Source organism: Streptomyces sp. NPDC058092, assembly GCF_042884935.1.
In the GTDB taxonomy this organism is placed as follows: domain Bacteria; phylum Actinomycetota; class Actinomycetes; order Streptomycetales; family Streptomycetaceae; genus Streptomyces.
This window is the reverse complement of sequence record NZ_JBHVSY010000025.1, coordinates 103587-117329: the sequence shown is the minus strand read 5'-3', so window position 1 is coordinate 117329 and position 13743 is coordinate 103587. Positions and strand designations below refer to the sequence as shown.

Here is a 13743-nt window from a genome sequence, read left to right as displayed (position 1 = left end):
GGGAACTACGTGTCGAGTGCGACGGTCACGGTGACCGCTTCCGACGCGGAGTCGGGTGTGGCCGGAATTGAATACTCGCTCGACGGTGCGTCGTACAGGAGCTACACAACCCCGGTTGCTGTCAGTAGCGTCGGGCAGCACACGCTGGCCTACCGGGCCACCGACAAAGCGGGCAATACCTCGCCGGTGAAATCGGTCGCGTTCACCGTCGTGGCCCCCGAACCGCCGAAGGACACCACGCCACCGGACACGTCAGCGACGGTGTCGGGGACGAAGGACGCCGCCGGGAACTACGTGTCGAGTGCGACGGTCACGGTGACCGCTTCCGACGCGGAGTCGGGTGTGGCCGGAATTGAATACTCGCTCGACGGTGCGTCGTACCGCGACTACACGGCGCCCGTTGATGTCAACGCCGTGGGCCGACACACACTGACCTACCGAGCGACGGACAAGGCGGGCAACACCTCGTCGGCGCAGTCGGTGGAGTTCACCGTCGTGGCGGCTCCGCCCGAGGACAGGACGCCGCCGCAGGTGTCGGCCTCCGTCTCCGGCACGAAGAACGACTCCGGTGACTACGTCGGCAGTGCGAAGGTGACGGTGACGGCCTCGGACGCGGAGTCGGGTGTGGCCAGGATCGAGTACTCCCTCGACGGTGGCCCCTACCTGCAGTACTCCGCCCCGGTGGCGATTGACAGAACCGGGAGCCACACCTTGCTCTACCGGGCCACCGACAAGGCCGGCAACACGTCCACGCCGCAGTCGCTGTCCCTCACCATCGTCGACAGCAAGCCGCCGACCGACTGTCCTGAAACGGACGACCGCTCCACCGTGTTCACCGGCTCCATCAACACCGGTGTCCCGAACCGCGTCACGACCAACGGCTGCACGGTCAACGAGCTGATCGAGGATCACCGGGCCTGGAAGAACCACGGCGCGTTCGTCTCGCACGTCGGGGAGATCGTCACGACGCTGCGGAAGGAGGGAGTCCTCGACCAGCGAGAGGCCGCCGACATCAAGAAGGCGGCCGGCCAGTCCGACGTCGGCATGCCGACCCGCGGTCCCGCCGGTCGCTGAGTCACGGCCCGGCGGTGACACCGCCTGAGCCGTGTGCCTCGGTCGACTGCATCAGCAGCCCGCCGAGGCGACCCGGACAGCACACCAGGGCCGATGGGGTGGAGAGTTGGACGGCTCCACCCCATCGGGCCCGGCCGCCTCCGCAGCAGCCGAGGCGGCAACGAGGCAGTGCTGCCTCGCACCGGCTTTGTCCATCAGCTGATGAAAGTCCTGTGAATCGGTGCACGAGTTTCTTTTGCCTTCGACAGCACGGTGCTACGGTCCGGGTGGAAGTCGCACCCCCAAGCACCGGGCATGCGAACGGCTCTGGCCACGACGGGGGCGGCGTGAGGAGTACGACGGCTCGACCGGCCAATATCCATCAGGCCCGGCTGCTCCGCCTCCTGCGCGACCTCGGCCCGCAGTCCCGGGTCGCCCTCGGCGACCATGTAGAGCTGTCGCGCTCCAAGCTCGCGTTCGAGATCGACCGCCTGCTGGAAACCGGTCTGGTCGTCCCGGACGGCCTCGCCGCCTCCCGCGGCGGCCGCCGTTCGCACAACGTCCGGATCGCCCCGTCACTGCGGTTCCTCGGCGTGGACATCGGCGCCACCTCCGTGGATGTCGCGGTCACCAACGCCGAGTTGGACGTCCTCGGCCACGTGGCCGAGCCGCTGGACGTGCGCAATGGTCCGGTCGCCGTCTTCGAGCGGGTGCTCGCGTTGGTCGGCAAGCTGCGCGAGACGACGTCGGTGGAACACTTCGACGGCGCCGGGATCGGCGTGCCGGGACCCGTCCGGTTCCCCGAGGGTGTCCCCGTCGCGCCACCGATCATGCCCGGGTGGAACGGCTTCCCCGTCCGCGAGGCGATGAGCCAGGAGCTCGGCTGCCCCGTCCTCGTCGACAACGACGTGAACCTGATGGCCCTGGGCGAGCAGCAGGCCGGCGTCGCCCGGTCCGTGCGCGACTTCTTGTGCGTGAAGCTCGGGACCGGCATCGGCTGCGGCATCGTCGTCGGCGGCGAGGTCCACCGCGGTATCACCGGCAGCGCAGGCGACATCGGCCACATTCAGGTGGACCCGGACGGGCCGCGGTGCGCCTGCGGCAACACCGGTTGCCTGGAGGCCTACTTCGGCGGGAACGCCCTCGCACGCGACGCGACCGAGTTCGCCCAGTCCGGCCGCTCGACGGAGCTGGCCGGACGGCTCGCATCGGCCGGAAGGCTGACCCCCGAGGACGTGTCGGCCGCCGCGGGCGCCGGAGACGCCGCGGCCCTGGACCTGATCCGCTGGGGAGGTAACCGTACCGGTCAGGTCATCGCCGGCCTGGTCAGCTTCTTCAACCCCGGCCTGGTGGTCATCGGAGGAGGGCTCACCGGGCTGGGCCACAACCTCCTGGCGAGCATCCGTACCCAGGTCTATCGTCAGTCGCTGCCGTTGGCGACCGGCAACCTGTCGATCGTGCTCGGCGAACTCGGCCAGGTCGCCGGCGTCGTCGGCGCCGCCCGGCTGATCAGCAACCACATCTTCTCACCGGCCTGACGCTTCGATACGCGGCCGGAACCCGTGGTGAGGCGGGCCCCGCGACGTACCGCGCCTTGAAAGTGGCGCCGACCGGAGCGCTACTGAATCCTGCGTTCCGCCCCGGCCCACGCCCGGTCGCGCAGGACGAACTTCTGGATCTTGCCGGTGGAGGTCTTGGGCAGTTTCCCGAACACCACGGGGTGCTTGGGCGCCTTGAAGCGGGCCAGCCCGGACTCGGACGAACTCGATGATCTCGGCCTCGGTGACCTCGGCGGCGTCCAGTAAGCTCACATACGCGGCAGGCACCTCCCCTCAGCGCTCGTCGGGTACCGCGATGACCGCGACCTCCGAGACGGCCGGATGGTCGGCGATGACCCGCTCGACCTCGACGGGCGCAACGTTCTCTCCGTCAGAGAGGATCACGTCCTTGCTGAGGTCGCGCAGTTCGACGTACCCGTCCGGGTGCACGACGCCGAGGTCGCCAGTGCGGAACCAGCCGTCCGGTGCGGATCGGGATGCGCGCCGGCCTGTTCCAGCGCGTGCGCCGGGGCATCGGCGATCCACTCGCCGACCACCAGCAGCGAGGTCGCTCCGGCCAGCACGGCGCACGCGGTGAGTGCGAGTACGACGGCCAAGCGGTGGCGCACCCGGCGCGGATCACACGGGTCGGGCACCTCGGCCAGCCGCCCCAGCAGGCCCGGCACCTCCTCGGATATGACCCCTGGATGCTCGTGGAGCTGGTCAAGGGCGGGCGGGATCAGGGATGATGCGTCGGCACCCCGTGGTCCTGCGGGGGTGAAACGGACCGAAAATACAGGCCAGGGCCCTTTGGCGTCGAGGCGGCCTATGGCGCCGGAACGGCGCTCATCGCCGACGAATTCGCCCTCCTCCTGGACCTGAAGGACGTCTACTGGGCCAAACAGGGCCGGATCAGCGTCGACATCTCGCTCGGTATCATCTCCATCCTCGGCCTCTACCTCACCGCTGCCCCCTTCTGGCACGAACTGACCAAAGTGAACCGCCAGCATGCCCTGGAGCGTCACACCCCGCGTAGAGCCCCTGCGGGTCGGGTCGAGGGGGTCCAACGGTCAGTGTTTGAAGGCGTCCTTGATCTTCGCCCCAGCCTGTTTGATATTGCCCTTGATCTGGTCGCCGCGTCCTTCCGCCTGCAGTCGGCTACCTGTTCCGCGGCCGGCAGCCTTTTTGGAACTGCCTTTGACCGCTTCGGCCTTGTGCGCGATCTTCTTCGCGATGCTCATGGTCTGCCGTCCTTTGTGAGTGATCTGCCAGTGCATTGGGAGGGGCCAGTCAGCGGTCGTCTGCAGGCTTTGCGGCGGCAGGGTGGTCAGGTGCTGAGCAGGCGGTTGAAGAACGAGCGGTACTGCTGGAGCGCAAGGCGCAGATCTTCGGTCGCCACCTGCTCACCGCGCTGCCACTGGCCTTCGAGGCCGCGCTTGTGCTCGGAGAAGGGTCGTGGCCAGCGCTGAGGTGACCCCCGTGGTGTGGACACACCTGAGAATGGATCTCGATGGTCCAGGAAGGTGTAGATCCACATGGCAAGGCCCTCGAAGTACAGTGCGGAGTTCCGGTCCGACGCGGTGACGTTGTGGCGGGCTTCGGACGGCAGGCGGACGTTCAGGGACGTCGCAGCCGATCTGAACGTCAACCCCGAAACGCTCCGCACCTGGGTGCGTGACGCCGACGACCGTCCGGCCTCCGCCGCCGCGCCGCAGGACACCGAGGCCTAGCTGGCCCGGCTGCGAGCGGAGAACGCCCGGCTGGCCAAGGCGGAGAAGGAATGGCAGTTGGAACGCGAGATCCTGCGCCGGGCGGCCGCCTATTTCGCTCGGGATTGTGTCCTGAACACGAAGGGGAGTTGACAGTAGGACAGCTTCCGAGAGTGGTGCTGTGCGGAAGATGAAGGTTTTGTGGCCCTTCGAAGCCGCCCTGCGGGGGGAGGCTTCAAACCGCCTCATGCCGCGTTGGTTGAAGACCGTCGTGGTGAGCGATGAGGAAAAGGCGCCGTAAGAGGCGTCAGGTGGGGACCTGGAAGGCGAACGCAAGTGAATCGCTGCTGACGTGTCGAAACGAAATCAGACGACATCGAAACCGGGGTGTTCCCGAAATCCCGGGATGAGCCTGGCGGGTGCCCGTCTATTGGCCAGGTGGTGTCCGGCATGCAGGCGACGTGAGCCCGGTCTGCGGCTTCCGCACGGAACAGGAGAAGGCGTGTCTCGATACCGCCCGCCGCGATGCGGCGGCAACAGGGAGTGCCCCAAGCAGCAGCAACTGCGAGGGGTCGAGTACCGATGCGGGACCCGCTGGCGGACCGGCTCGTAGTAGTGATGAAGCCCCTGTAATGGGGGTGGAGCGAAGGGGTCGGGTCGTTCGTGACTGTGTTGATCACATCAACCGGACTATGTCCGGGAGGAGTGGGATGGGCCAGTTGAAGTCATCGACCAAGCCGTTTGAGATTTCGAAGTGGGAGATCAAGGAAGCCTGGGAGGAAGTCAGGGCAAATAGAGGCGCGCCAGGGGTGGACGGGCAGAGCATCGACGAGTTCGAGAAGGACCTGAAGGGCAACCTCTACAAGGTCTGGAACCGGATGTCGTCGGGCTCGTACTTCCCGCTTCCGGTGCGTGCGGTGGCCATTCCCAAGCCGCATGGCGGCGGCACGAGAATGCTCGGCATTCCCGCTGTTGCCGACCGCGTGGCCCAGACCGTGGTGGCTCGGCATCTGCTGCGAAGGGTGGATCCCATTTTCCATCCGGACAGCTATGGATACCGGCCGGGACGGTCCGCCTTGGACGCAGTGGAACGGTGCCGGGAGCGCTGCTGGAAGCGGAATTGGGTGGTGGAGTTCGACATCGCCCAATTCTTCGACAGTGTGCCCTGGGACCTGCTGGTCCAGGCGGTGGAAGCGCACACCGACGCCGTTTGGGTGAACCTGTATGTGCGGCGGTGGCTCGAAGCGCCGCTCGCGATGCCCGACGGAGCCCTGCTGGAGCGGGAGCGCGGGACCCCACAAGGGGCCCCGGTGTCTCCCGTCCTGGCGAACCTGTTCCTGCACTACGCGTTCGATGCCTGGATGGCGCGGGAGTTGCCGTCCATCTGGTTTGAACGCTATGCGGACGACGCGGTGTTGCACTGCGTCACCGAGCGCCAGGCCCGTCAGGTGCTGGCTGCGCTCGCGGACAGGATGGCCGAGGTCGGGTTGCGTCTGCATCCGGCCAAGACCCGGATCGTCTACTGCAAGGACGGGAATCGCCAAAGCTCCTACGAGCACACGGCGTTCACGTTTCTCGGGTACACATTCCGTGCCAGGAAGAACCGGAGCCGACAGGGAAATCTGTTCCTGGCGGTCGACCCGGCGATCAGCAAGGACGCCCTGACAAGGATCGGTCGGGAGGTGCGGGGCTGGCACCTGCACACCCGTACGGATCTGACCTTTCAAGAGCTCGCCCGATGGGTCAACCTCAAGGTGGCAGGCTGGATCAATTACTACGGCCGTTTCAGGCCCTGGGAACTGATCCCTTTCATGACGCGCATCAACGCCTACCTGGTGCGCTGGATCCGCAAGAAGTACAAACGGCTCGCGTCCAAACGGAGGGCGCTTGCGAAGTTGCAGGAGATCGCCCGGCGATATTCTCGCATGTTCGCGCACTGGCGCCTTGCCCCAACAGTGAGCGCCATGCTGGTCTGATGATCAGGACGACAAGAGCCGTGTAACGGGAGACTGTTACGCACGGTTCTGTGAGGGCCGAGGGGTGAAATTCCCCTCGGCTACTCGGCGATGAAGTGAAGACCGCCGCTTGGGACTTCATCTCCGCCCACGCCGAGAGGTTCGGCATCAAGCGGATATGCCGGGTGCTGGAAGTCTCCCGCTCCGGCTATTACCGGTGGATCGCCGGCGCCGAGGCGCGGGCTGCCCGGCAGGCCGACGAGGACGCCCTGGTCGATGAGATCCGCGAGATCCATGCCGAACACCGCGGGAACTACGGCGCGTTGAGGGTGCACGCCGAGCTGCGGGGCTTCGGCCACACGGTCAACCGCAAGCGGGTTGCCCGGCTGATGCGCAAGCACGACATCGTCGGCCGTCACCTGCGGAAGAAGAAGCGCACCATGATCCCGGACCGCCTCGCGCCACCGGCACCGGACCTCGTGAGGCGGGACTTCACCGCCGCCGACCTGGACGCGAAATGGTGCGGCGACATCACATACGTGCAGGTCGGAGCATCGTGGCTCTACCTCGCCTGCGTCGTGGACATCCGGTCGCGCCGAGTGCTCGGCTGGTCGATGGCCCCGCACATGCGGGCCGAGCTGGTCATCGACGCGCTCCAGGCCGCGGTCACGGCCCGCGGCGGCAACGTCACCGGAGTGATCTTCCACGCGGATCGCGGATTGCAGCCCAGACTCAATCGGTCGTCGCAACACCGATCCCATCGCCATCACCTCGCCCGGCACCGTAGGAGACAACTACGACCCACCGCAGCCCAACCAACAACATCCCAGCTCAGGGCTTGATCAGAGTCCCTGCGGAAGAGCCACACCCAACCCACTTGGCGTTTGCTTATGGCCTGTAGCGGTTGAGTAGACCAACGGAAACGCCAAGACCAGGAGGCGGCGCTGATTTTTCTGTGGCCTGCCCTGGCTTTCTGCCGGCTGTAGTCGGACGGAGCGTGTCAGTTCTCGGCGAGGCGGCCGGACAGACCGCATGGTCGCTCCCGACCACGGCGTTGACCCGACCCGCAGACGTGCCGCACCTGGGCTCGGACAGCAGTGTCTGAAAGGCGGTGCGCCTGCGGCTCGGCGGCGAGGACGTGGACTTCGGGCCCACCGCCGGGTCCGAGGCCGCCGGGGGCGCGGTCGCCGGATCCTTGGCTCCGGCCGGCGGATCGACCGCAGGGCCATGTACGCCGAGCCGCCGCCCGTTTCGCCGCCCTGGGGATCAACTTCGACCCGCGTCGTCCGGCGCGCGGCTGGGCGCGCGCCCGAGGCGCCGGCACGCGAACTCGACACCAGCGAGCGGGCCCTGCGCCGCAGGTTGCGGGCCCTGTGCGACCTCCTCGACGTGGGACGCCGATCGAGGCGGTCGTCTGGGCGGTTCGCGGTGAGCTCAGCTGAGATCGCCGCCGCCACGGCTCGACAATGTGTCGTTTCAATCAACGGTAAGCGTGGGCTCGGTGGCGTGGTTGCGCACCTGGGCGCGGTCAAGTGCGGTGGCCGATGTTGTCCAAACCCTTGACGTGTGACGGCTGCCACATCATTTTTGGAACGTTTCACCTCGCAGCGGGAACCGCGAGGGCCCCCTCTTGCCACGAAAGGCCCGTCGGCATGACGCCTGCCAGACCAGTTGCCGCACTCCCTGTCCCACCCGCCGCCCCAGTGGGGCGCCGGTTCTTCGCGCTGCTTGCGGCCCTCGTCATGGTGACCGTCGCCTTCCTGGTCGCGGACCCGGCGGCCGGTGCAACGAAGGGGAACGGCCTCGCGGTCGGCGCTCTCCAGACGAACGCCCGGACCGACCCGCTCGGCATCGCGGGCAACGCCCCGACGTTCAGTTGGAAGTCGACGTCGGGCGCCCGTGGCGTGGTGCAGAGCGCGTACGAGGTCCGGGTCGGCACGAGCGCAGCCGCCGACGACGTGTGGTCCTCGGGGAAGGTCGAGTCGAGCGACCAGCTCGACGTGCGGTACGCCGGGCCGGACTTGGCCTCGCAGACCCGCTACTACTGGCAGGCCAGGGTCTGGGACGGCGATGACCAGGCCGGCGACTGGAGCGCTCCGAGCTGGTTCGAGACCGGCATCCTGGACGCCGCCGAGTGGACCGGCGACTGGATCGGCAAGTCCGCCGGCGGCGAGATGGACAAGTGGACCGACTACACCACAGACGTCGACTTCACCCTCGACAACCTGGCGTTGGGCGTCTACCTGCGCGCGTCGGACACCGGGAACGCGTACATGTGGCAGGTCAGCACCGCCGACGGGACCGCAGTCCCGAAGTTCCGGCCGCACAAGAAGGTCAACGGCGGCTACTCCCTGCTCGGGAACATCCCGATCACGACCCTGACATCCGCCCAACTGCTCACCGGCACACACCGCCTGTCGATCACCGTCGACGGCCCCACGATCACCACGAGGCTCGATGGCGCCGAGATCGACAGCCGCACCGATGCCACGTTCGCCAAGGGCTTCATCGGTTTCCGCCAGGACCTCGCCAACGAGGGACCCGAGACAGCGCACATCCACGCGGTCAAGGTCACCTCGAAGGCCGGCGACGTGCTGTTCCGGACCGACTTCTCCGGGCCCACCGACCCGTTCACCGGCGGCACCCTGACGCCGGACGGCCTGCTCGTGGAGAAGAAGCTCGACGCGATCCTCCGGACCAGCGACAGCAATCTGCCGCTTCTGCGCAAGGAGTTCACCACCGACCCCGACAAGACGGTCGCCCGGGCCAGGGTGTATGCCTCCGCGCACGGCACCTACGAGCTGGAGCTCAACGGCAAGAAGGTCGGCGACCAGTTCCTGGCCCCTGGCGACACCGACTACAGGAAGCGCATCCAGTACCAGACCTATGACGTCACCGATCAGCTTGCCAACGGCCGGAACGCGATCGGCGCGGAGCTCGGTGACGGCTGGTGGGCCGGCAAGGTCGGCATGTGGGGCCCCGGCATGTTCGGCAACTCGGTCGGCCTGATCGCGCAGGTGCGCATCGACTACACCGACGGCACCCATCAGGTCATCAAGACCGACGGCACGTGGAAGAGCCACTCGGGTCCATACGTGGCTGCCGACAACATCGACGGTGAGACGTATGACGCAGGGGCCGAACAGCCCGGCTGGGACCGCCCCGCCTACGACGACGCGGCGTGGAACCCTGCCACGGTCGGCGCCTCCGACACCGCCAAGCTGGTGCCGCAGCCCGATGAGCCCGTGCGCGCGACCGGCGAGCTTCCGGCACTCACGAGGACCAGTCCTTCCGCCGACACTTACGTCTACGACCTCGGCCAGAACATGGTCGGCGTCGCCCGGATGCGCCTGCAGGGCGTCACGGGACAGACCGTCAAGATCCGCTACGGCGAGGTCCTCAACAAGGACGGGAGCCTCTACACCGCCAACCTCCGCGCGGCCAAGGTCACCGACTACTACACGTTCAGCACGAGCGGCACGGTCGTCTACGAACCGAAGTTCACGCAGCACGGCTACCGCTACCTCGAGATCTCGAATGTCACGAGCGCACCCGAACTCGGCGATGTCACCGGCGTCGTCTGGGGTTCCGATCTCAAGGCGACCGGAACGCTGACGACCTCCAACGCGATGCTCAACCAGCTCCAGGGCAACATCTCGTGGGGACAGCGCGGCAACTTCCTGTCGATCCCGACCGACACCCCGGCCCGTGACGAGCGCCTCGGCTGGACCGGCGACATCAACGTCTTCTCACCGACCGCGAGTTACCTGCGCGACACCCGCGCGTTCCTCGGCAAGTGGACGACCGACCTGCGTGACTCCGCCTATAGCAATGGCAACTACCCGGGCATCGCGCCATCGGTGCCGACGATCGACATGGGCAGTGGCCTCGGTTGGTCCGACTCGGCGGTCACGGTGCCGTACGCGGTGTGGCACGCGCAGGGTGACAACGCCATCGTGCGGGCCAACTACGCGTCGATGAAGAAGTTCCTCGGCTTCGTGAAGAACGGCGCGGGCGACGACCTCATCGACTCGGCGCGTGGCAACTGGAACGACTGGCTCAACCTCGACGACAACACCGGCACCGATGTCCTCGGCACCGCGTACTACGCCGAAGACGCGCGCATGCTTTCGGAGATGGCGAAGGCGATCGGTGAGGACGCCGACTCGGCGACCTATGCGAAGCTCTCAGCCGATGTGCGCGATGCCTTCACGTCGAAGCTCGTGGCGGCCGACGGCACGGTCCAAGGCGGGAGCCAGACGGCATACGCCATGGCGCTCGGCATGAACCTTGTGACCGATCCGGCGCTGCGCGAGAAGGTCGGCGAGAAGTTCGTCGCCAAGCTCAAGACCAGCGACTACCACCTCACGACCGGGTTCCTCGGAACACCGTGGCTTCTGCCGGCGCTCAGCAGCATCGGGCGGTCCGACCTGGCCTACACGATGATCCTCAAGAAGGACTACCCGTCGTGGGGCTACGAGATCGAGCACGGTGCCACAACGATGTGGGAACGCTGGAACTCGATCAACCCCGATGGCAGTTTCGGCGATGTCAGCATGAACTCCTTCAACCACTACGCCTATGGCGCGGTCGGTGACTGGATGTATCAGAACATCGGCGGCATCTCGGCGATCAAGGCCGGCTACAAGGAGTCGAAGATCGCCCCGGCCATGGGCGGCGACCTGACCAGCGGCCATGGAACCTACGAATCCGTGTACGGGACGATCGGCTCGAACTGGAAGAAGACCGATCAGGGAATGTCCCTGGACATCACGGTCCCGGTCAACACGACCTCGAGAGTCAGCATCCCGGCCCGAAACATCGAGGCCGTGACCGAGGGCGGCACGCCGATCACGAAGGCCGATGGTGTCAGCGATGTATCGGTCGGCAAGGGCGTCGTGACGTTCACCGTCGGCTCGGGTTCGTACTCGATCCACTCCGACACCAAGCGCGCCCTGTTCGGCGACATCGTCTCTGAAATCCACAAGACCGACGACCATGCCGGCGACCTGGCAACAGCGGGTGACCTCGGTGCGGCGAGCCGCACCCACATCGGTGGGGCACTCGACACCGCGAGCGGCAAGGTCGAGGATGCCCTCGCGGCGGACGTCGCAGGCGATTCGGGTCAGGCATCGCAGCGGCTGAGCGACGGCGTGGCGACAATCCGTACCCTCAAGACCTGGCTGGCCGACTCGTCGGTCGACGGACCGGTCAAGAACGACCTGACGACCCGTCTGGAGTCGATCGAGGCGCTGTTCGGCAAGGCGGTCGCCGCGAGTCTCGGAATCTCGGTGGTTGTCCCGCCCGTCGCCGAGCCGGGGCTGCCCGGAGCGAGCGTCCCCGGAACGATCGGGATCGCGAATGCCGGTGATGTCGCGATCAGCGATCTGAAGGCCGTCGTGACGGTCGACGACTGGAATGTCGACCCGACCAGCTCGACCAAGGACACGGTCGGAGCGGGCGACAGCGCACAACTGCCGTTCACGGTCAGTGTGCCGAAACACCAGAAGCCCGGCACGTATGACGCCTCGGTCAAGCTGACCTTCACCAGCCAGTACGGGACGTTCACCCTGAACGACTCGACGCCGTGGGTCTCGGTGACGTCGGGCGTTGACATCACCACCGTGACGTCGGCCAACCCGGTCGACGGCTCCGACGAGAAGGCCACTCTGACCGCGACTGTCAAGAACAACAGCCGCTCCGCCGTGTCGGGCCAGGTCACGGCGGTCCTGCCGGTAGGGTGGAAGACCCCGCCCGCCTCCGACCGGGTCACGATCGAGCCCGGGGCGACCAAGGCCGTCGTACTCCCGCTGTTCCCCGGACTCGAGACCGTCGCGGGTGACCAGGACGCCGAGGTCGACTTCGTCGATGAGGGTGCGATGCTCGCCAGCAAGAACGCGACGATCAGGGTCAACCTCGCGGTACCGCCGACGCAGGATGTCCTCGACTACGTCGACTTCGGCAACGCGGCTTCGGAGAATGCCCACGCAATCATGGCCGCACCGGCCAGCGGGACGAACATCGAAGCCGGCCTCGACCGACGCTATGCGAACTCGGCCAACCCGGGCTCGTGGTACTCGGCCGTGGTGCATGTGACGCCGGGTAAGCCTTTCATGCTCCGCAACCGGGAGACGTTCGACGGCGCCAGGACGAAGAAGTACAACATCTACGTCGACGACACCCTGGTGAAGACGTACATGCTGAAGCGCACCGAGACCGGTATGGGCACGAAGACCTATCAGACGGTCATCGATGATCCTGCCGCGATCGACAACGACGGCACCGTACGGATCAAGTACGAGTTCCCGCTCGATGCCTCGGGCTACTTCGACCCGTCGATCGCTGACAGCTGGGTGCTGCCGGTGTCCGACGACAGCCTGGCTCCGCTGGCCTCCGCGACGGTGACCAGTGCCGCCGCGCCTGGCGACAACGGCTGGTACCGGGGTGACGCCTCCGTGGCCGTCACCGCCGTCGACAACCGGGACACCGCTCCCTCGGTCGAGGTCGGCCAGTCCGCCGGCTGGCAGGCGTACGTCGCTCCGGTCATGGTCAGCGGTGACGGCAAGCACTCGGTCTACTACCGGGCGAAGGACACGGCCGGCAACTCCACCGGTCAGCGGACCGCGCAAATATGGATCGACGGGACCGCTCCCGTCACCCAGCTCGCGGTCACCCGCGGGCCCGGGACGGCGGAGGCAGACCGGGCCACGGTCGGCTTCACCGCCCAGGACACGCTCAGCGGCGTCGCGACGACGACCTACCGGATCGACGGGAGCGCCTGGAAGGTGCTGGCCGGCGAGACTCCCGCGGTCGAGGGCTTCGGCCGGCACACGGTCGACTTCTTCTCCACCGACGTGGCCGGAAACCCGGAGCCGGTGCACTCGGTGGCCGTCGACCTGGCGGACGTGGACACCATCAACGCCCTGGTCGCTCCCCAGATCGCCGGGACACCGAAGTACGGCTCGGTGCTGACCGCGACCACGGGTTCGTGGAACACCAAGGGCCTGTCGTTCGCCTACCAGTGGCGCCGCGACGGGCATCCGATCGGCGCCGCGAACGCCTCGACCTACCGGCTGGTCCGGGCCGACATGGGGCATCGGCTGTCGGTGACGGTGACCGCGTCCAAGGCCGGAAAGGCTCCGGCGTCGTCGACCTCGGCCGAGACCGCCAGGGTGACCGCGGCGAAGTCTCAGGTCGTCGTCGGCCTCTCCGCGACGGCGGTGAAGAAGAAGCAGTCGGTGACGCTCACGGTCACGGTCTCGACCACGGCGGGCACACCGGGCGGGAGCGTGCTGGTCTACGAGAACGGGCACCGGGTCAAGACCCTCACACTCTCGGCCGGCGGCACGGCCTCGACTGCGCTGACGATGAATCAACGGGGCCTGCGCACCCTGAAGGTGGTCTACGCCGGCGACGCGTCGGTCGAGGGATCCTCCTCCCAGGTGCACGTTCGCGTGCTCTGATCCACGAGCCCCGCCCGATCCACCG

The 13743-nt window shown here is 67.1% G+C and carries 9 protein-coding genes and 1 pseudogene; 6 read left to right on the top strand and 4 right to left on the bottom strand.

The genetic code is table 11. The features are described from left to right. Both ACFVV1_RS32255 and ACFVV1_RS32250 read left to right on the top strand, forming a co-directional pair. On the top strand, nucleotides 1-1074 hold a 1074-nt coding region (locus ACFVV1_RS32255), incomplete at its 5' end, for an OmpL47-type beta-barrel domain-containing protein (protein ID WP_389996587.1). A gap of 326 nt (nucleotides 1075-1400) precedes the next feature. Next, nucleotides 1401-2591: an ROK family protein gene (locus tag ACFVV1_RS32250; RefSeq protein ID WP_389996585.1), complete on the top strand. Its 1191-nt coding sequence runs from the start codon at nucleotides 1401-1403 to the stop codon at nucleotides 2589-2591. Between the two features lie 294 nt (nucleotides 2592-2885). On the opposite strand, the gene ACFVV1_RS32245 is transcribed toward ACFVV1_RS32250, so the two are convergent. The 4 genes from ACFVV1_RS32245 to ACFVV1_RS32230 all read right to left on the bottom strand — a co-directional run bounded on the left by ACFVV1_RS32245 (nucleotide 2886) and on the right by ACFVV1_RS32230 (nucleotide 4083). Then, entirely contained in the window at nucleotides 2886-3041 is a 156-nt protein-coding gene (locus tag ACFVV1_RS32245) for a hypothetical protein (protein WP_389996633.1), read from the bottom strand. Then, the gene (locus ACFVV1_RS32240; protein WP_389996582.1) at nucleotides 2993-3601 is read right to left on the bottom strand and encodes a transposase family protein; all 609 of its coding nucleotides are present in this window, start codon (nucleotides 3599-3601) and stop codon (nucleotides 2993-2995) included. The genes ACFVV1_RS32245 and ACFVV1_RS32240 overlap by 49 nt, the downstream gene beginning before the upstream one ends. 60 nt (nucleotides 3602-3661) lie before the next feature. Next, complete coding sequence (locus ACFVV1_RS32235; protein ID WP_389996579.1) at nucleotides 3662-3832, bottom strand: CsbD family protein; 171 nt, start codon at nucleotides 3830-3832, stop codon at nucleotides 3662-3664. An 86-nt stretch (nucleotides 3833-3918) separates the two neighbouring features. Next, nucleotides 3919-4083, bottom strand: coding sequence for a hypothetical protein (locus ACFVV1_RS32230; protein ID WP_389996576.1), 165 nt, complete (start codon nucleotides 4081-4083; stop codon nucleotides 3919-3921). Between the two features lie 43 nt (nucleotides 4084-4126). Between ACFVV1_RS32230 and ACFVV1_RS32225 the strand changes: the two genes are divergently transcribed. The 4 genes and pseudogenes from ACFVV1_RS32225 (at nucleotide 4127) to ACFVV1_RS32210 (ending at nucleotide 13718) form a co-directional block, all read left to right on the top strand. Then, a complete protein-coding gene (locus ACFVV1_RS32225) occupies nucleotides 4127-4321 on the top strand; it encodes a transposase (RefSeq protein WP_389996573.1) in 195 nt (64 codons plus the stop codon). A gap of 689 nt (nucleotides 4322-5010) precedes the next feature. Beyond that, nucleotides 5011-6276, top strand: a complete 1266-nt coding sequence (gene ltrA / locus ACFVV1_RS32220) for a group II intron reverse transcriptase/maturase (RefSeq protein ID WP_389996571.1) — start codon at nucleotides 5011-5013, stop codon at nucleotides 6274-6276. A gap of 86 nt (nucleotides 6277-6362) precedes the next feature. Next, nucleotides 6363-6980 (top strand): annotated as a pseudogene (locus ACFVV1_RS32215) (IS3 family transposase); the annotation flags it as partial. A gap of 927 nt (nucleotides 6981-7907) precedes the next feature. Further along, nucleotides 7908-13718 (top strand): family 78 glycoside hydrolase catalytic domain, encoded by a 5811-nt coding sequence (locus tag ACFVV1_RS32210; RefSeq protein WP_389996568.1) that lies wholly within the window; start codon nucleotides 7908-7910, stop codon nucleotides 13716-13718. The last annotated feature ends 25 nt before the right edge of the window (nucleotides 13719-13743 follow it).

Excerpts from the sequence above, each read along its gene's own strand:
- ACFVV1_RS32225 (WP_389996573.1), top strand. The coding sequence starts at position 4,127 with ATGGCAAGGCCCTCGAAGTACAGTGCGGAGTTCCGGTCCGACGCGGTG.
- ACFVV1_RS32240 (WP_389996582.1), bottom strand. The coding sequence starts at position 3,601 with ATGCTGGCGGTTCACTTTGGTCAGTTCGTGCCAGAAGGGGGCAGCGGT.
- ACFVV1_RS32235 (WP_389996579.1), bottom strand. The coding sequence starts at position 3,832 with ATGAGCATCGCGAAGAAGATCGCGCACAAGGCCGAAGCGGTCAAAGGC.
- ACFVV1_RS32210 (WP_389996568.1), top strand. The coding sequence starts at position 7,908 with ATGACGCCTGCCAGACCAGTTGCCGCACTCCCTGTCCCACCCGCCGCC.
- ltrA (WP_389996571.1), top strand. The coding sequence starts at position 5,011 with ATGGGCCAGTTGAAGTCATCGACCAAGCCGTTTGAGATTTCGAAGTGG.